20 protein-coding genes are annotated in these 17,814 nt (G+C 68.6%); 9 read left to right on the top strand and 11 right to left on the bottom strand.

Features of this window, described 5'->3' with window-relative positions:
• Window positions 1-45: 45 nt before the first annotated feature.
• The 9 genes from VPA02S_RS12020 to VPA02S_RS12055 form a co-directional block, all read right to left on the bottom strand.
• Complete coding sequence (locus tag VPA02S_RS12020) at window positions 46-945, bottom strand: CsgG/HfaB family protein (RefSeq protein WP_012745216.1); 900 nt, start codon at window positions 943-945, stop codon at window positions 46-48.
• Window positions 946-1,053: 108 nt separating this feature from the next.
• On the bottom strand, window positions 1,054-2,001 hold the full coding sequence (locus tag VPA02S_RS12025) for a ParB/RepB/Spo0J family partition protein (protein WP_012745215.1): 948 nt from the start codon (window positions 1,999-2,001) through the stop codon (window positions 1,054-1,056).
• Window positions 2,001-2,552 carry an RBBP9/YdeN family alpha/beta hydrolase gene (locus VPA02S_RS12030; protein WP_012745214.1) on the bottom strand — a complete coding sequence of 184 codons (552 nt, stop codon included), beginning with the start codon at window positions 2,550-2,552 and terminating at the stop codon, window positions 2,001-2,003. Before VPA02S_RS12030 ends, VPA02S_RS12025 begins: the two co-directional genes overlap by 1 nt.
• Window positions 2,552-3,466, bottom strand: a complete 915-nt coding sequence (locus VPA02S_RS12035; protein ID WP_012745213.1) for a ParA family protein — start codon at window positions 3,464-3,466, stop codon at window positions 2,552-2,554. The genes VPA02S_RS12030 and VPA02S_RS12035 overlap by 1 nt, the downstream gene beginning before the upstream one ends.
• Window positions 3,467-3,473: 7 nt before the next feature.
• Window positions 3,474-4,088: a LysE family transporter gene (locus VPA02S_RS12040; RefSeq protein ID WP_012745212.1), complete on the bottom strand. Its 615-nt coding sequence runs from the start codon at window positions 4,086-4,088 to the stop codon at window positions 3,474-3,476.
• Between the two features lie 115 nt (window positions 4,089-4,203).
• Entirely contained in the window at window positions 4,204-4,845 is a 642-nt protein-coding gene (gene rsmG / locus VPA02S_RS12045; RefSeq protein ID WP_012745211.1) for a 16S rRNA (guanine(527)-N(7))-methyltransferase RsmG, read from the bottom strand.
• Entirely contained in the window at window positions 4,842-6,800 is a 1,959-nt protein-coding gene (gene mnmG / locus VPA02S_RS12050) for a tRNA uridine-5-carboxymethylaminomethyl(34) synthesis enzyme MnmG (protein ID WP_012745210.1), read from the bottom strand. Before mnmG ends, rsmG begins: the two co-directional genes overlap by 4 nt.
• A 184-nt stretch (window positions 6,801-6,984) precedes the next feature.
• Complete coding sequence (locus tag VPA02S_RS31980) at window positions 6,985-7,131, bottom strand: hypothetical protein (protein ID WP_012745209.1); 147 nt, start codon at window positions 7,129-7,131, stop codon at window positions 6,985-6,987.
• Entirely contained in the window at window positions 7,131-7,316 is a 186-nt protein-coding gene (locus VPA02S_RS12055) for a DUF1328 family protein (protein WP_012745208.1), read from the bottom strand. The genes VPA02S_RS31980 and VPA02S_RS12055 overlap by 1 nt, the downstream gene beginning before the upstream one ends.
• A 188-nt stretch (window positions 7,317-7,504) precedes the next feature.
• Here VPA02S_RS12055 and gstA point away from each other — a divergent pair, with 188 nt between their 5' ends.
• The 5 genes from gstA to VPA02S_RS12080 all read left to right on the top strand — a co-directional run bounded on the left by gstA (window position 7,505) and on the right by VPA02S_RS12080 (window position 12,600).
• Window positions 7,505-8,113, top strand: coding sequence for a glutathione transferase GstA (gstA, locus tag VPA02S_RS12060; RefSeq protein WP_012745207.1), 609 nt, complete (start codon window positions 7,505-7,507; stop codon window positions 8,111-8,113).
• A gap of 152 nt (window positions 8,114-8,265) precedes the next feature.
• Window positions 8,266-9,057: an enoyl-CoA hydratase/isomerase family protein gene (locus VPA02S_RS12065; RefSeq protein ID WP_012745206.1), complete on the top strand. Its 792-nt coding sequence runs from the start codon at window positions 8,266-8,268 to the stop codon at window positions 9,055-9,057.
• Entirely contained in the window at window positions 9,054-10,904 is a 1,851-nt protein-coding gene (locus VPA02S_RS12070) for an acyclic terpene utilization AtuA family protein (protein WP_012745205.1), read from the top strand. Before VPA02S_RS12065 ends, VPA02S_RS12070 begins: the two co-directional genes overlap by 4 nt.
• A gap of 84 nt (window positions 10,905-10,988) precedes the next feature.
• Window positions 10,989-12,092 (top strand): alkene reductase, encoded by a 1,104-nt coding sequence (locus VPA02S_RS12075; RefSeq protein WP_012745204.1) that lies wholly within the window; start codon window positions 10,989-10,991, stop codon window positions 12,090-12,092.
• A gap of 22 nt (window positions 12,093-12,114) precedes the next feature.
• The gene (locus VPA02S_RS12080; RefSeq protein ID WP_062363856.1) at window positions 12,115-12,600 is read left to right on the top strand and encodes a RidA family protein; all 486 of its coding nucleotides are present in this window, start codon (window positions 12,115-12,117) and stop codon (window positions 12,598-12,600) included.
• Here VPA02S_RS12080 and VPA02S_RS12085 read toward each other — a convergent pair.
• Both VPA02S_RS12085 and VPA02S_RS12090 read right to left on the bottom strand, forming a co-directional pair.
• Window positions 12,597-14,009 carry a sensor histidine kinase gene (locus VPA02S_RS12085; protein ID WP_012745202.1) on the bottom strand — a complete coding sequence of 471 codons (1,413 nt, stop codon included), beginning with the start codon at window positions 14,007-14,009 and terminating at the stop codon, window positions 12,597-12,599. The two genes, VPA02S_RS12080 and VPA02S_RS12085, sit on opposite strands and share 4 nt — an antisense overlap.
• The gene (locus tag VPA02S_RS12090) at window positions 14,006-14,695 is read right to left on the bottom strand and encodes a response regulator transcription factor (RefSeq protein ID WP_012745201.1); all 690 of its coding nucleotides are present in this window, start codon (window positions 14,693-14,695) and stop codon (window positions 14,006-14,008) included. Before VPA02S_RS12090 ends, VPA02S_RS12085 begins: the two co-directional genes overlap by 4 nt.
• Window positions 14,696-14,837: 142 nt before the next feature.
• On the opposite strand from VPA02S_RS12090, the gene VPA02S_RS12095 reads away from it, so the two are divergent.
• The 4 genes from VPA02S_RS12095 (at window position 14,838) to VPA02S_RS12110 (ending at window position 17,809) form a co-directional block, all read left to right on the top strand.
• Window positions 14,838-15,716 (top strand): alpha/beta hydrolase, encoded by an 879-nt coding sequence (locus VPA02S_RS12095; RefSeq protein ID WP_012745200.1) that lies wholly within the window; start codon window positions 14,838-14,840, stop codon window positions 15,714-15,716.
• A gap of 17 nt (window positions 15,717-15,733) precedes the next feature.
• On the top strand, window positions 15,734-16,036 hold the full coding sequence (locus VPA02S_RS12100) for an acyl carrier protein (protein WP_012745199.1): 303 nt from the start codon (window positions 15,734-15,736) through the stop codon (window positions 16,034-16,036).
• On the top strand, window positions 16,033-17,259 hold the full coding sequence (locus VPA02S_RS12105) for a beta-ketoacyl-[acyl-carrier-protein] synthase family protein (protein WP_062363858.1): 1,227 nt from the start codon (window positions 16,033-16,035) through the stop codon (window positions 17,257-17,259). The genes VPA02S_RS12100 and VPA02S_RS12105 overlap by 4 nt, the downstream gene beginning before the upstream one ends.
• 67 nt (window positions 17,260-17,326) lie before the next feature.
• Window positions 17,327-17,809, top strand: a complete 483-nt coding sequence (locus VPA02S_RS12110; protein WP_012745197.1) for a GNAT family N-acetyltransferase — start codon at window positions 17,327-17,329, stop codon at window positions 17,807-17,809.
• Window positions 17,810-17,814 lie beyond the last annotated feature (5 nt).

Below are 17,814 nucleotides of genomic sequence, written 5' to 3' on the forward strand. Positions count from 1 at the left end.
TCGCAAGAGCCCCGGGCTTTTTTGCCGCTGGCCGAACGCCTTGCCTTACCTGCGGCGGCGTGCGGGCGCCGGCTGCTCGGCCGGCACGTAGGTCTGCGACGGTGCCGCGCCGCCATCCACGCCGAGCCGGCCGCCGCCGCCCAGGCCCTGGCCGCGCACCGTCTGCGCCTTGTAGCTGCGCAGCGAACGGACCATCTGGTTGAACGCGTCCATGAAGGCCGCGGCAATCACCTTGCCTTGCGCCGTGTTGGTGTAGCCGCCGAGGCCGCCGCCGGCACTGCGGCCGGCCAGTGCACCGAAGGCGCCGAAATCGGTCTTGGAGGCGCTGCCTTCCGAAGCCGCGACCTGCACGCCCGAGCGGTTGTCGATGAGCGTCAGCAGCGCGCTGGCTTCCTTGGTCTGCATGTTGCCGCCGATGGTGGCCAGCGCGCGGCCCCGGCCGCCGCCGACCAGCCCGCCCAGCGCGCCGCCGATGCCGCCGGCATCGCTGTTGCTGAACACGATCTCGGGCGACAGGCCGTAGTCGGACGCCACCATCTGGCCGCGGCCGAAGTTGCTGCCGCCGCGCATTTCGCCCGACTGCATGAGCGCGCGCTCGCGCGTCATCGCGTTCATGCCGGCCGCGCCGCGCTCCACCACCACGAAGCAGTTCGACTGCTGCACCAAGAGGCGCAGCAGGTTGGCCGTGGGCGGCAGGCGGTACTCGCCGGTGAGGATGGTGTACCAGCCGGCATTCACGTTCTCGATCAGCGAGACGGTGCCCAGCGGCGATTCGCAGCGCTCGAGCTGGCTGCTTTCGCCGGCGGTGGCGGAACCCGCGGCGCTGCCCGTGGCCATGGTCTTGGCCGACTGGCTGCCCATCTGCATGTCGGTGGTCGCGCAACCGGTCAGCAGCAGTGCGCCGACGGCCACGGCCGCGAACGGAAACCTTGTCCTGAACTTCATGATGAACTCCCTCTCCTCGAGATCTGGTGTTGAAACGTCAGCGGCGAGGATACGCGTAAAAGATTGCAAGAATCAATCGCGCGAATGTCCGACTGGACGCGTCCGTACCTAGGCCGTTCGGCGGATGCGCTCGATCAGCCCGTTGAGCGCCTCGATCGAGCCGAAGTGGATCGCCAGCTCGCCGCTCTCCTCCACCTTGCCGCCGCGCTTGCTGCGCTTCTTGATGCGGACCTCGACCTCGGCGGTCAGCAGGTCGGCCAGTTCCTCTTCCACGCGCTGCAGGTCGCGCGACTTCTCGCCGTCGTTGCTGCGGCGGGACGGCGTGAGGGTGAACTCGGCCGCCAGCCTTTTGACCAGCGCCTCGGCTTCGCGCACCGACATCTTCTTGGCCGCGATCTGGTTGGCGGCCGTGATCTGCGTGCCGCGGTCCAGCGAGAGCAGCGCGCGGGCATGGCCCATGTCGATGTCGCCGGCCATCAGCATCTGCTGCGCCGGCTCGGCCAGGTTCAGCAGCCGCAGCAGGTTGCTGGCCGCGCTGCGCGACCGGCCCACGGCCTGTGCAGCCGCTTCGTGAGTGAGCCCAAACTCTGAGACCAGGCGTTGCAGGCCTTGGGCTTCTTCGAGCGGATTGAGGTCTTCGCGCTGGATGTTCTCGATCAGCGACATGGCCGCCGCGGCCTCGTTGGGCACGTCGCGCACCAGCACCGGCACGCGGTCGAGGCCCGCGAGCCGGGCGGCGCGGAAGCGGCGCTCGCCCGCGATGATTTCGTATTCGGCGTTCTTGGCGGCAGCCGATTCGGCATCGAGCCGGCGCACCAGGATCGGCTGCATGATGCCCTGCGCCTTGATGCTCTCGGCCAGCTCGTAGAGCGCGCCTTCGTCCATGCGGGTGCGCGGCTGGTAGACGCCGGCCACCATCTCGTCGAGCATCAGCGTGTTCGGATTTTGCGCAGCGGCGCCTTCGTCGGTGCCGCTGGAGTCGGCGGACGGCGCGGCCGTGGGGCCGAGCAGCGCTTCGAGGCCGCGCCCCAGGCCCTTGGGTTTCTTGGTCGCCATCAGTGCGTGTCTTTCGTCGAGATTTCGTTCAGTAGTTGCCGGCCCTGGGACCAGTCGCCCAGGCCGGATTCGGCGTTCAGGTGGCCACCCGCACCGGCGTCGACGAAGCGCGCGCCCCAGTCGGCAGCCATCTGGCGCGAGCGCGCGGCCTCGCAGTAGGGGTCGTCGTTGGCGGCGATCAGCACCGAGGCAAAGGGCAGCGGCTGGCGCACGATCGGCGCCCAGCCCGGAATCAGCTGGCGCAGGTCGTCGCGTTCGACGTCGCCGGGTGCCACCAGCAGCGCGCCCCGCACCTTGTGCGTATTGCGCGAATGCGCAGCCCAGGCTGCAACGAGGATGCATCCCAGGCTGTGCGCCGCAAAGACCACGGGCTCGGGTGCCGCCAGCACCTCTTCCTCGAGCCGCGCGGACCAGTCGCCGCGCAGCGGCCGCATCCAGTCGTGCTGCTCGACGCGGTGGTCGCCGTGGACCGATTCCCAGCGGGTCTGCCAATGGCCGGGGCCGCTGTTCTGCCAACCCGGCAGCAGGAAGACGCGAGACAACACGCCCATCAGAAGCTTTTCTCGCCCGAATCGGGGCCGCCTGCCGGCGACAGCACATCCTCCGGGACCGCCAGGTTGGGCGGCGCGACCGGCCCGACCGGCGCAATGGGCGGCGCAACGGCACCGGATGCGAAGGCGCTGGCGGGCGGCATCTTCTCGACCAGCTCCTTGGCAAAGGCAACGAAGGCCTGGCTGCCGCGCGCGGCCGGATCGAACACCACGCCCGGCAGGCCATAGCTGGGCGCTTCGGCCAGCCGCACATTGCGCGGGATCACGGTGTCGAACACCTTGTCGCCGAAGTGGGCCTTGAGCTGCTCGCTCACCTGCTGCTGCAGCGTGATGCGCGGATCGAACATCACGCGCAGCAGGCCGATGATCTGCAGGTTCTTGTTGAGGTTGGCATGCACCTGCTTGATGGTGTTGACCAGGTCCGTGAGCCCCTCGAGCGCGAAGTACTCGCACTGCATCGGCACGATCACGCCGTGGGCGGCGCACAGGCCGTTGAGCGTCAGCAGGCTCAGGCTCGGCGGGCAGTCGATCAGCACAAAGTCGTACTCGGCGCCCACCGTCGCAAGTGCGGTGCGCAAGCGCTTTTCGCGGCGGTCGAGCGCCACCATTTCGACTTCGGCGCCGGCCAGCTCGCGGTTGGCACCGAGCACGTCGTAGCCACAGCCGCCCTCCACCAGCTTGTCGGCCTTGACGCGCGCCTCGGCCACCGAAGCCGACTCGAGCAGCACGTCGTACACCGTGAGCTCCAGCTGGCGCTTGTCGATGCCCGAACCCATGGTTGCATTGCCTTGGGGATCGAGGTCGATCATCAGCACCCGCTGGCCCACCTTGGCCAGGCCGGCGGCCAGGTTGACGGTGGTTGTGGTCTTGCCGACGCCGCCCTTTTGGTTGGCAATGCAGAAAATCTTGGCCATATGAGGATCAGCGGGAAATGGCGAGCTTGATGCCGAAGGCGATCAGGAAGACGCCCGCGAGCTTTTCGAGCCTGCCCGAAATGCGCGGATTGGCGCGGATGCGCTCCGCCAGGAAGTGCGTGAGCAGCGTCGACGTGAGGCCGTAGAGGAAGGTCAGCGCGGCGATTGTCACCGCCATGGCACCGAAAGTGACCACGCCCTGGTGGCGCGCAGGGTCGACGAACAGCGGAAAGAAGGCCATGTAGAACACGATGGCCTTGGGATTCAGCAAGGTGATGGCCAGCGCCTGGCGCATGAAGTGGCTGGGGCGGATGTTGAGGATGGGTGCCGCGCCGGGCTTGGCCAGCAGCATCTTGGCGCCCAACCATGCCAGGTAGACGGCGCCCAGCCACTGCACCGCCTTGAATGCGGCCGGATAGGCCGCCAGCACGGCCGCCACGCCCGCCACCGCCGCCCACATCAGGAACTGGTCGCCGACGATCACGCCCAAGGTGGCCGCCAGGCCGCCACGGATTCCGCCTTTGCTGGTCGAGGTGATCAACGCGAGGTTGCCCGGACCGGGAATCAGGAGAAAGAGGACGATGGCGGCGACGAATGCGCCGTAGTCAGCAATGCCGAACATGGGATTTGCCTCGAAAAGGAGAGCCAGGGGGAGGCGTCGAGTCTAAGCGAGGCCGGCCCGGCGAGGATCGTTCGGCACCGGCTTTCACCGATGCGGCGACCTCTTTTTTGGCGATTCAGGCCGCTTCCTGGCGCGCCCAAACGATGCAGCGCTCGGCGTCTAGGCCGGGAACAGTCAATTGTTCCACGTGAAACACCGCGATACCCTGAGGCAAGGCGGCGAGCTCATCGGTGGGCATCTTGCCTTTCATGGCCAGCCAGACACCGCCCGGCGCGAGCAGGTGCCGCGAACCGTTGAAGAAATCAGGCAGCGAGGCAAAGGCCCGGGAGCTGATGACTTCATAGCTGCCCGTCAGCGATTCGACGCGCGCATGCAGACCGCGCAGGTTGGGCAATTCGAGCTCGGCCGCCACCTGCTGGACGAAGGCCGCCTTCTTGGCCACGGCGTCGAGGCAGCTCACCTCAAGGTCTGGCCGCAGGACGGCAATCACCACGCCCGGCAGGCCACCGCCCGATCCCACGTCGAGCAGCTTGCCCTTCCCTGCCCATTCGCGCTGCAGCGGCGCCACGGCCGCGAGGCTGTCGAGCAGATGGTGCGTCAGCACGCTGGCCGGATCGCGCAGCGCCGTGAGGTTGTAGACCTTGTTCCACTTGAGCATCAGCGTGCCGTAGGCCAGCAGCTGTTCCGCCTGCGCATCGGACAAGGCCGTGCCCAGGGCTGCCGCGCCCTGGCGCAGCGTGTCGATGGGCGCGCTCATTGGGCGGGCTGCGATTCTGCGGCGGCTTCCGTGGCGGCGTCGCGGTTGAATGCCTTGTGGCCACCTTTTCGCAAATGGATCATCAACAGGGAAATTGCGGCGGGCGTGACACCCGAAATGCGCGACGCCAGGCCCAGGGTTTCAGGCCGGTGCTTGTCGAGCTTCTGGCGAACCTCGAAACTCAGCGCCTTGACCTGGCTGTAGTCGAAGTCGGCCGGCAGGCGCAGGTTCTCGAAATGCGCAGCGCGTTCTACTTCGTCGTGCTGGCGCTCGATGTAGCCAGAGTACTTGGCCGAGATCTCGATCTGCTCGATCTCGATTTCACTGAGCGGCGACCCTGCGCTGTACTTTCCTCCGTCCAGCGACATCAGCGTCTCGTAGTTCACATCGGGCCGGCGCAGCAGGTCGGCCAGGTTGTATTCGTGCTCGATGGCCTTGCCGAGCACGCGCTCCGATTCGGCAGCGGGCAGGTTGCGCGGATTCACCCAGATCGACTTGAGCCGTTCTGTTTCACGTGAAACAGTGTCGCGCTTACGGCTGAAAGCATCCCAGCGCGCATCGTCCACCAAGCCCAGCTTGCGCCCTGCTTCGGTCAAGCGCATGTCGGCGTTGTCCTCGCGCAGCTGCAGCCGGAACTCGGCGCGGCTCGTGAACATGCGGTACGGCTCGGTCACGCCCTTGGTGATCAGGTCGTCGACCAGCACGCCCAGGTAGGCCTCGTCGCGGCGCGGCAACCAGGCCTCCTCGCCGCGGCACTGCAGCGCCGCATTGATGCCGGCAAACAGGCCCTGGGCCGCCGCCTCTTCGTAGCCGGTGGTGCCGTTGATCTGCCCGGCAAAGAACAGGCCCTTGATCGAACGCGTCTCGAAGCTGCTCTTGAGTTCGCGCGGATCGAAGTAGTCGTACTCGATCGCGTAGCCGGGCCGAAGAATGTGGGCGTTCTCCAGGCCCGGCATCGAGCGCACGAGTTGGTACTGGATGTCGAACGGCAGGCTGGTCGAGATGCCGTTGGGGTAGTACTCGTTGGTCGTCAGGCCTTCGGGCTCGAGAAAGATCTGGTGGCTTTCCTTGTCGGCAAAGCGGTTGATCTTGTCTTCGACGCTCGGGCAGTAGCGCGGACCGACGCCGTCGATCTTGCCGGTGAACATCGGGCTGCGGTCGAAGCCCGAGCGGATGATGTCGTGGGTGCGCGCATTGGTGTGGGTGATCCAGCACGGCATCTGCTGCGGATGCATGTCGGCCCGGCCCATGAAGCTGAACACCGGCATCGGCCCTGCCCCGCCCGGCATGCCGTCGCCGGCTTGCTCGGTGCACTTCGAAAAGTCGATGCTCCGGCCGTCCAGCCGCGGCGGCGTGCCGGTCTTCAGCCGGCCCTGCGGCAGCTTGAGCTCCTTGAGCCGGGCCGACAGGCTGACCGCCGGCGGATCGCCCGCGCGGCCGGCCTGGTAGTTGTCCAGGCCCACATGGATGCGGCCGTCGAGAAAAGTCCCGGCGGTGAGCACCACCGTGCGCGCACGAAAGGCAATGCCCACCTGCGTGACGGCGCCGACCACGCGGTCGCCCTCCACCATCAGGTCATCGACGGCCTGCTGGAACAGGCTCAGGTTCGGCTGGTTCTCCAGGCGATGGCGGATCGCGGCCTTGTACAGCACACGGTCGGCCTGCGCGCGGGTCGCGCGCACCGCCGGGCCCTTGCTCGAATTGAGAATGCGAAACTGGATGCCCGCCTCGTCGGTGGCAATGGCCATGGCGCCGCCCAGCGCATCCACCTCTTTCACGAGGTGGCCCTTGCCGATGCCGCCGATCGACGGGTTGCAGCTCATCTGCCCCAGCGTCTCGATGTTGTGGGAGAGCAGCAGCGTCTTGGCGCCCATGCGCGCAGCGGCCAGCGCGGCTTCGGTGCCGGCATGGCCACCGCCGACGACGATCACATCGAATTCTTCGGGGTACAGCATTTGAAAGAGGGGGCGCACTACTGACGCGTGCGCTGCGCAAAGGGGGCACCGATTTTAATCGGGGGTGCCGGTTTGCGTTCGAAATGCGGGCAATATGGTTAATGGCGCCTAAACCACCCAGAACCCGGCCGATCCCTCTTATATGTTGGGAAGTTTGCTATTATTTTTATAGCAAACTCGACACTCAGGCGTGCCGCCGGCGCGAGCGATGCTCTGGAAGCTGCCAGTGCGTCTGCGTCACCAGCAGCACGCGCACCACGCGATGCGCCGGGCTCTGCAGCAGCAAGCCGAGCGGACGGGGCCGCGGCCAGACGGGTGCCGGATGCTGCATCAGTCGATCGCCTTTTTCACCGCGCCGATCCCCAGCGCCGCCAGGACCACGAACACCACCGCCAGGACCAGGAACAGCCCGAACAGCAGCTTTGCGATGCCGGCTGCGCCTGCCGCAATGCCGCCGAAGCCCAGCACCCCGGCCACCAGCGAGATCAAGGCAAAAATAATCGCGTACTTCAACATCTGAAAACTCCTTGCGGCGAGCCTCGCCCGCCGTGCGGGGGAGCTTAGGAACCGGCCACTGCTGCCCCGATAGTCGCGCCGCGCGAGCGGCCGTAGGACAAACGCCCAGCGCGCAAACCCGCTAGCATCCCGTGGGTCGATGGATCGATTCCCGCTATCCATATTCCCAACATTGGAGATTTCTTCGCATGAAGCTGTATTACTCGCCCGGTGCCTGCTCCCTTTCGCCCCACATCGCGCTGCACGAGGCGGGCCTTGCCTTCGAGCCCGTGCTGGCCAGCACCAAGACCCACAAGCTGCAGGACGGCACTGACTACTACGGCATCAATCCGCTGGGCTACGTGCCCATGCTCGAGCTCGACGACGGCACGCGCCTGCGCGAAGGCCCGGCCATCGTCCAGTACATCGCCGACCTGGCCCCTACCAAGAACCTCGCGCCGGCCGCCGGCACGCTGCAGCGCTACCGCCTGCAGGAGTGGCTGACCTTCATCGGCACCGAGATGCACAAGGGCTACAGCCCGCTGTTCAACCCGAACATGCCCGAAGAAGCCAAGGCCATCTTCAAGGACAAGCTCAAGTCGCGCTATCAATGGCTCGACGGCCAGCTTGCCGACAAGCAGTATTTGATGGGCGAGCAGTTCAGCGTGGCCGACGGCTACCTGTTCACCGTCACCAACTGGGCCAAGTCCACGGGCGTCGACATTTCGGGCTTCGCCAACCTCCAGGCCTGGCATGCACGCGTGGCCGCCCGTCCCGCCGTTCAAGCGGCGATGAAGGCCGAAGGCCTGCTGAAGTAAGAAGAAGCGGGCAGAAGCTCGCAAGAGCCCTGGAGCAGCCCGCCCCAGCCTCGGGAAAACCCGGGCTGCTTCAGCCACAAGCCGCATGCCGCGGCTTTTTTTTCGGCTCACGCTACGGGCCTCTTCCAGACCCCTTAGCGAAGGACCCGACGATGGCCGAAGCCCCCGCATTTCATCATCACCAAGAACTGCGCGAGGAGATGCGCGGGCCCGTGATGTGGCTCACCATCGACCGCGAGGAGCGCCGCAACGCCATCAGCCCCGGCGTGCTCGCGGCGCTCTCGGCCGCACTGTCCCGCGCCGACGCCGACCGCGACGTGCGCGCCGTGGTCATCACCGGCGCGGGCACGCGCGCCTTCTGCGCCGGTGCCGACCTGCAAGGCGGCGCCTCTTTCAGGTTCGACCCTGCCGAGCCGTACCAGGGCTTCGCCAACCTCCTGCGCCAGGCCCGGCAGCTGACGGTGCCGCTGGTCGCGCGCGTCAACGGTGCCTGCATGGCGGGCGGCATGGGCCTCCTGGGCATGTGCGACATGGCGGTTGCCGGCAGCCACGCCGTGTTCGGCCTGCCCGAGGTCAAGGTCGGCCTCTTTCCCGCCCAGGTGCTCAGCGTGCTCGGCAACCTGCTGCCGCGCCGCGTGCTGGCCCAGATGTGCCTCACGGGCGAGCCCATCACCGCCGCGCAGGCGCTCGAGCACGGGCTCGTGAACCGCGTGGGCGAGAACGTCGACGAAAGCCTGGACTGGCTGCTCGGCCGCATGCTCGACAAGTCGCCCGCCGCCATCCGCCGCGGCCTGTATACGATGAAGAAGATCGAGGCCATGGCCTTCGAGGAATCGATCGCCTTCACCGAGAGCCAGATCGGCCTCTTCGCGCTCACGGAAGATGCGGCCGAAGGCCAGCTCGCCTTCCGCGAAAAGCGCAAGCCGCAGTGGAGCGGCCGATGAACGCGAGCAGCAACAACAGCAGCGAACGCATCGTGCGCATCGGCGGCGCCTCGGGCTTTTGGGGCGACAGCAGCGTGGGCGCGCCGCAGCTCGTGGCCAGCGGGCAGATCGACTACCTGGTGTTCGACTACCTGGCCGAGCTCACGATGTCGATCCTCGCGGGCGCGCGGCTCAAGAAACCGGAGCTCGGCTACGCCACCGACTTCGTCTCCATCGCGATGAAGGCGGTGCTGAAGGATGTCGTGCAGCAGGGCATCCGCGTGGTGAGCAATGCGGGCGGCGTCAATCCGCAGGGCTGCGCCGATGCACTGGCCGCGCTCGCGGCCGAGCAGGGCGTCGCGCTGAAGATCGCGGTGGTCAGCGGCGACGACGTCTCGCCGCTGCTGCCGCAGTTGCGCCAGCAGCAGCCTCCGGTGCGCGAACTGCAGAGCGGCGCGCCGCTGCCCGGGCGCGTGCTCACGGCCAATGCCTACCTGGGCGCACGGCCGATCCAGGCCGCGCTCGATGCAGGCGCGCAGGTGGTCATCACCGGCCGCTGCGTCGATTCGGCCGTGACGCTCGGCGTGCTGATGCATGCGTTCGGCTGGCAACCCGGCGACCACGACCTGCTCGCAGCCGGCAGCCTCGCGGGCCACATCATCGAATGCGGCTGCCAGGCCACCGGCGGCCTGCACACCGACTGGGACACCGTGCCCGACTGGCCGAACATCGGCTATCCGATCGTCGAGTGCAGCGCCGATGGCGGCTTCATCGTCACCAAGCCCGCGGGCACCGGCGGCAAGCTCACGCCGGCTGTGGTGGGCGAGCAATTGCTCTACGAGATCGGCGATCCGTCGGCCTACCTGCTGCCCGACGTGGTGGCCGACTTCACGCAGGTGCGCATCGCGCAGGCCGGCGAGCACCGCGTGCGCGTGCATGGCGCGCGGGGCCGCGCGCCCACCGCGAGCTACAAGGTCTGCGCCACCTATGCAGAGGGCTTCAAGACCGCGGCGCAGCTCACCATCGTCGGCTTCGACGCCGTGGCCAAGGCTAGGCGCACCGGCGAGGCGATCCTTGCGCGCACCGGTGCGCTGTTCGACCAGCAAGGCCTTGGTCCCTACAGCGGCACGCAGCTCGAAGTGCTCGGCGCCGAATCCTGCTATGGCCCGCATGCGCAGGCCCTGCAGACGCGCGAGGCCGTGCTGCGGCTCGCGGTCACGCATGCGCACAAGGAGGCGCTCGAACTCTTCGCGCGCGAAGTGGCACCGGCCGGCACCTCGTGGGCGCCGGGCACCACGGGCGCGGGCGGGCGGCCCTCGGTAGCGGCGTCGATCCGGCAGTACGCCTTCCTGCTCGACAAGACGATGGTCGAAGCGCGCGTGAGCATCGACGGACAGCACATCGAGATCCCGCGCGACGCCGTGGTTGCGGCGGCGGCCGATGCGCCTTCGCCACGACAGGCGGCCGTCGATGCGAATGCCGTGGCCTCCGTCGATGCCGACGCCATCGAAGTGCCGCTCATCCGCCTGGCCTGGGCCCGCAGCGGTGACAAGGGCGACACCTCGAACATCGGCGTCATCGCGCGCCACCCTGCCCTGCTGCCGCTGTTGCGCAGCCAGCTCAGCGAAGCGCGCGTGGCCGAATGGCTCGCGCACCTCGTCAAGGGACCGGTGACGCGCTACGAAGTGCCGGGCATCGGCGCCTTCAACTTCGTCTGCGAGCAGGCGCTCGGCGGCGGCGGCATGGCCTCGCTGCGCAACGATCCGCTCGGCAAGGGCATGGGGCAGATCCTGCTTGCGATGCCCGTGCGCGTGAGCGCGGAGCTGCTCGCGCTCGCAGGGTCCGATCGCAGCGCCCTGAACGCCTAGCAGCAAACGGACAACCGTGCGACAGCAGGTTTGACTGTGCAGGTTTAGCCTCGCGGCCTCTGTCCCACTCTTTGACGTTTCGCCATGCCCTCCCTCTTCGATCCCGTACAGGCCGGTGACCTGCAGCTCGCCAACCGCATCGTGATGGCGCCGCTCACGCGCAACCGTTCGCCCAACGCGATTCCCCAGGACATTGCCGCCACCTACTACGCGCAGCGCGCCAGCGCCGGCCTGCTCATCACCGAAGCCACCGCCATCAGCCACCAGGGCCAGGGCTATGCCGACGTGCCGGGCCTCTACGGCACCGAGCAGCTCGACGCCTGGAAGCGCGTGACCGATGCGGTGCATGCCAAGGGCGGCAAGATCGTGGTGCAGCTCTGGCATGTGGGCCGCGTCTCGCACAGCGAACTGCAGCCCGGCGGCGGCAAGCCCGTCGCGCCCTCGGCCATCACGGCCAGGACCAAGACCGTGCTCATCAAGGAGGGCATGCCGACCTTCGTCGAAACCTCCGAACCGCGCGCCCTTGATGCCGAAGAGCTGCCCGGCATCGTCCACACCTACGCGGCCGCCGCGCGCAACGCGGTGGAAACCGCCGGCTTCGATGGCGTGGAACTCCACGGCGCCAACGGCTACCTGCTCGACCAGTTCCTCAAGGACGGCAGCAACAAGCGCACCGACGACTACGGCGGCAGCATCGAGAACCGCGCCCGCCTGCTGCTGGAGGCCACGCGCGCCGTGGTCGACGCGGTCGGCGGCGGCAAGACCGGCATCCGCCTGTCGCCCGTCACGCCGGCCAACGACGTGCACGACTCCGATCCGCAGCCGCTCTTCACCTACGTGGTGAAGCAGCTCGCCCCGCTCGGCCTGGCCTACATCCACGTGATCGAAGGCGCCACCGGCGGCCCGCGCGAGATCGAGGACCGCCCCTTCGACTACGAGGCGCTCAAGGCCGCCTACCGCGAGGCCGGCGGCAAGGGCGCATGGATGGTCAACAACGGCTATGACAAGCCGCTGGCGGACCAGGCCGTCAAGGAAGGCGATGACCTCGTCGCCTTCGGCAAGCCCTTCATCGCCAACCCCGACCTGGTGCGCCGCCTGCGCGAGAACGCGCCGCTCAACGCCGTGGACAAGGCCACCATGTACGGCGGCGGCACCCAGGGCTACACGGACTATCCGGCGCTGGACTGAGTTCGCAGTAGAAAAAAACGCCATGGCCCGCATCGAACAGCGACTCGCCACGCTCGGTCTCGTGCTGCCGCCGCCGGTCACGCCGCCGCCCGGCGTGGTGCTGCCTTTCGCCTTCGTGCGCATCGCCGGGCGCCGCGCCATCATCTCGGGCCACGGCCCGCTGAATGCCGACGGCACCATTGCCGCGCCGCTCGGCAAGCTGGGCCGCGAGCTGACGGTCGAGCAGGGCTACGCGGCGGCGCGGCTCACCGCGCTGGCGATGCTCGGCAGCCTGCAGCGCGCGCTCGGCGACCTCGACCGCATCACCGCCTGGACGCGCGTGTTCGGCATGGTGGCTTCGGCACCGGGCTTCGACAGGCAGCCCGCCGTCATCAACGGCTTCTCGGACCTCGTGCTCGAGCTCTTCGGCCCGGAGATCGGCGCGCACGCACGCAGTGCCGTCGGCATGGCGGAGCTTCCGTTCAACCTCCCGGTCGAGATCGAAGGCGAAGTGGAGTTCGGGGATTAATCGCCGGCCGCCGCCAGGCGCAGTTCCGCGAAGCTGATGCTCACGCGCAGCCCCGTGGGCTCGGCCGCATCGAGCCGCAGCTCGGCGCCCAGCAGCTCCGCATAGCGCGCGACGATCGACAGGCCCAGGCCCGAGCCCTGCCCGAGCTTCTGGCCCGCCGGGCCCTGCGACCAGCGCTGCATCAGGTCGCGCTGCGCTTCCAGCGGAATGCCGGGGCCGTCGTCGATCACGCTCAGGGTGCGGCCCGCCAGCTCGACGGTGATGGTGCGTCCGCCGTAGCGCAGCGCGTTGTCGATCAGGTTGTCGAGAATGCCCTCGACCAGCGCTTCGTTGGCCAGCACCGTCACGCGCTCGTCGAGGCCGCGCGCGCCCAGGTCGACGCCGTGCGCGTCGGCGCGGGCCAGGTGCCGCAGCACCGTCTGCTCGGCCAGCATGTCGAGCCGCACCGGCTCGCGCGCGAGGCCGGTGCGCGCTTCATCCGCGAGCGCGAGCGCCAGCAGCTGGTCGATCAGGTGGCTCGCGCGCGCCTGCCGCTCGGCCACGCGCGCGAGCTGCTCGCGCCACACGGTGGAGTCGTGCTGCGCGAGCCCGTATTCGGCCAGTGCGCGAATGCCCGCGAGCGGCGTGCGCAGCTCATGCGCGACGTTGCCCACGAACTCGCGCTGCGCACGCACGCTGTGGTTCAGCCGGTCGAACAGCGCATTGACGGCATCGCCCAGGCGCTGCACCTCGCGCGAGGTGCGCACCACCGCGACCGGGGAGAGGTCGTACACATCGCGCCGGTCCAGCGCCTGCTGGAGTTCGCCGAGCGGACGCAGGTCGCTGCGAATGCCATGCCAGAGCCATACCGCGAGCAGAACCAGCAGCAGCACCTGCGGCGCCAGCGCATAGCCGAGCAGCCGCTGCACCAGCGCCGCGCGGCTCAGCGTGGTCTGGGCAATCACCACCCGGTAGGGCATCAGAGTGCCCGCCTCGGCAACCGGCTCGAGCACCACCGCGCGCAGGACCTTGCCATCGAAGTTGACGTCCGAGAAGCGGTAGCGCGCATCGCCCGTGGGCAGCGGCGCAGTCAGGCCCGGCTGTCCCGAGATCAGCGTGCCGTCGAGCCGCTGCACCGCGAAGTAGATCTTGTCGACCTGGTCGAACAGCACCGTGGCCACTTCGCGCGGCGTAAGCAGCAGCTCGATGCCGCGCTCGCCCGCCTGCACGTTGGCCGAAAGCGCATAGGCGTCGTCGAGCATCGCGCGGTCGAAGGCCTGCTCGGAAAAATAGTTGGCGATGACCAGCGCGATCACCGCGCCCACCATCCACGTGAGCGCCAGCGGCACCAGCACGTTGCGCAGCACGCGCCGCGTGAGCGAAGGCGCTGCCTTCGATGGCCCGGGCGCGGCCGGCTGCGTGCGGCTCACACTTCGGCTTCGAGCAGGTAGCCGATGCCGCGCAGCGTGCGGATGCCCGCGCCCGAACCGGCCAGCTTCTTGCGCAGCCGCGAGATGAAGGCCTCCAGCGCGTTGTCGCCCAGCGATTCGTCGAAGCTGGAGAGCTTGTCGGACAGCGCCCGCTTGCTCACCGTGCGGCCCGGCGGGCTCATCAGCTCCCACAGCACCTCGAACTCGCGCGCCGGCAGGTCGAGCGGCCCGCTCGCGGTGGAAAAGCGGCGCGCCTTGCGGTCGAGCTTGAGCTGGCCCAGCAGCACGATGTCCTCGGTGCCCTTGGCCCGCCGCACCAGTGCGCGCAGCCGTGCCTCGACCTCGGCCAGGTCGAAGGGCTTGCCCAGGTAGTCGTCGGCGCCGGCGTCGAGGCCCGCGATGCGCTCCTCGGTGCGGCCGCGCGCGGTCAGCACCAGCACCGGCGTGCGGTCGCCGCGGGCGCGCGCCTGGCGCAGGGCATTGAGGCCGCTCGCCAGACCGCTGGTGGGGCTGGCCGTGGCCGGCAGGTTCAGGTCGAGCAGCACCGCATCGAAGGGCTGCACGCGCCAGAGGTGGTCGGCGTCCTCGATGTTGGTCGACACGTCGACCCGGTGGCCGGCATCCGCAAGGCTGCGCAGCATCACGTCGCGCAGCACGGCATCGTCTTCGACAAGCAGGATTCGCATGGTGTGTGTGGTGGTTGGAAGTGCCTATTCTTGCGCGAAGGAGGGTCAGCGGCCGGTCAGCACACCCCGGCGATAAACGCGCCATGAGCATACGACAGCAACCTGCGGCACGGGTCTCTTTCCGGGCCGCTCGCACCACGCGATGAGCGCCCGCGATCCCTCCGATCTCCTGAGCGTCGTGCATCCCGCGGTGCGGCGCACGGCCATTGTGCTGCTGCATGGTTTATGCAGCACACCTGACGAGCTCCTGACCGTGCAATCGTCCCTGCGCGCGAGTGGCTACCCGGTGCATCCGATGCGTGTCGACGGCTACTCCTTCGATGCCGCCGCACCGGTGCAGCAGGCGCTGCCGTACGAACGCTGGATCGACGCCATCGAAGCACGGGTGAAGGCGCTGCGCACAGCGCACGATCGCGTGGTGCTGGTGGGCATCTCGGCCGGTTCGTCGCTGGCGCTGGGCGCGGCCATCCGCTGCGGCAGCGGCGTCGATGCGCTGGTGCTGATGTCGACCACGCTGCGCTTCGACGGCTGGGCCGTGCCGCGAACGCAGGTGCTGCTGCCGCTGGCCTTCTACACGCCGCTCGGCCGCTTCTGGCAATACCGCGAACGCGCGCCCTACGGCGTGAAGAACGAACGCGTGCGTGCCTGGATCGAGCGCGAGCTGCGCCACCGCAAGGTGTCGAGCGCCGGCAGCGCGGTGATCGGCGTGGGCCACCTGCGCGAGCACGATCGGCTGATCCGCCACGTGCGGCGCAACCTGCACCGCGTGCAATGCGCCAGCGTGCTCGCGCTGCATGCGCGCGAGGACGAGGTGGCCAGCCTCGCCAATGTCGACCTCCTTGCGCGCGGCCTTCGCTGCCAGTCCTTCCGCAGCGTGGTGCTGGGCAACAGCTACCACATGATCACGATCGACAACGACCGCCACCAGGTGGTGCGCGAAACCTGCGCCTTCGCCGATGCCGTGGCCCACGGCACGCCCGAGCCCTTCGGCGCCCTGTCCGCGCGCCCGCTGGCCGCCTGAAAGAAAGAAAGCACGCCATGTCTTCTTCCTCCTCCTCCTCCTCGTCTTCGACCGTCTTCAACAGCATCGCCGCGATCCTGGTGAACCAGTTCGACGTGGCGCGCGATGCCATCGCGCCCGGCGCGGCCTTGTCCGAGCTCGGCCTGGATTCGCTCTCGCTGATGGAATTCGTGTTCGCGGTGGAAGACGCCTTCCATCTGCGCCTGCCCGAAGACCGCCTCGATCCGCGCGAGGCCGGCATCACGCTCGGCCACCTGTGCGAGGCGATCGAAGCCCAGATCGACTGCAAGCTCGATTCGCCGATGGCCGCGCAGGCGTGAGCGGCGCCCGCGTTCACGTCACCGGCATCGGCTTGGTCACACCGCTGGGCGGCACCGTCGAATCCTTCGACGATGCGCTCTTCAGCGGCCGTTCCGCGGTGCGCGCGCGAGCGCTCGAGATCGCGGGCCTCGATCCGATCACGCTGGCCGTGGCCGCCTGCGATTTCGACGCGGCCGCCGTGCGCAGCAATTCGCGCCTGCCGCTCGATCGAGGCACCGCCATGGCACTCGCGGCCGCGCGCGATGCCGCAGCGCAGGCGCGCCTGGCTGCCGGCAGCGTCGACCCCGAACGCCTGGGCATCTACTGGGGCAGCGGGCTGGCGGGCGCCGGCAGCTTCGACGACACCACGCGCGCGCTCTACGGTGAGCAGCGCCGCATGCGGCCGACCACCGTGCTCACCGTGATGCCCAACGCGGCGGTGGCGGAGCTCGCATTGCAGTTCGGCGCACAGGGCGCGGCCATTGCATACGCCTGCGCCTGCGCCTCCTCGGCCGTGGCCATCGGCGAGGCGATGCGCGCCATCCGGGGCGGCTGGATCGATGTGGCCATCGTCGGGGGACACGAGGCCATGCTCACGCCGGGCGTGATGGCCAGCTGGCATGCGATGCGCGTCACGGCGCCGCCGCCGCCCGGTGCACCCGCCAGCGCCTGTCGGCCGTTCTCGAGCGACCGCGCGGGCTTCGCACTCGGCGAAGGCGCGGCGGCGCTGGTGCTCGAATCGGAAGCGCATGCCAGCGCGCGAGGCGCCGTCCACGCCTCTTCGCTCTTCCTGGCGGGCTATGCCACCAATTGCGACGCCACGCACATCACCAACCCCGACTCCGCCGGCCAGGTGCGTGCCATGCGCGCGGCGCTGCGCGATGCGGGGATCGAGGCCGCGCAGGTCGGCCACATCAATGCGCACGGCACGGCGACCATTGCCGGCGACGCCGCCGAGGCTGCCTCGATCCGCGAAGTGTTCGGCAACGCCACGCCCGTGAGCGCCACCAAGGCCATCCACGGCCATGCGCTGGGCGGCGGCGGTGCCATCGAGCTGGTGGCGGCGCTGCGAACGCTGGCGCAAGGGGTGCTTCCGCCGACCGCCAACCTGCGCGTGCCCGATGCGGCCTTCGATCTGGACTTCGTGCGCGGCGAGCCGCGCGAAGCCCGCCACCTGCGCTACGTGCTTTCCAATTCGTTCGCGTTCGGAGGCACCAACGCCGTGCTGGTTGCGGGCCGTTGAAGAACAGCGTGCCGGCGGGACTGGGTATGCTGGCGCCTTCGCCGCATCCGCAGAAAACCCGTCATCCATGCGCAGGCTCGCCACACCCCAGGACCTCGAAGCGGTCTTCACCATCTACATGCACGAGAGCGTGGTGCCGTTCCTCGGCTACGACCCGATGCCGCTCGATGAATTCCGCGCCATCTACAAGGAGCTGGTCGACAGCCGCAGCTTCTACCTCTATGAAGCCGAGGGCCGCGTCGCGGGCTTCTACCGTGCGACGCGCTACCCGGGCCGCGCGCGGCACGTGGCCTGCTTCGGCACGCTGGCGGTCGATCCGTCGCTGCACGGCAAGGGCATTGCGCAGGCGATGGTGAACGATGCCATTGCCAGGCTCAAGGCCGAGGGCGTCAAGCGCATCGAGCTCTATGCCGAGAGCGACAACGCGCCGGGCCTGCGCTTCTACGAGAAGCTGGGCTTCGAGTACGAAGGCACCCTGCGCAGGTTCTACAAGCGCGCCGGCGAGGCCGACTACATCGACGATCACCTGCTGGCGCTGCTGATCGATTGAGATCG

Source organism: Variovorax paradoxus NBRC 15149 (assembly GCF_001591365.1).
Lineage (GTDB): Bacteria > Pseudomonadota > Gammaproteobacteria > Burkholderiales > Burkholderiaceae_C > Variovorax > Variovorax paradoxus.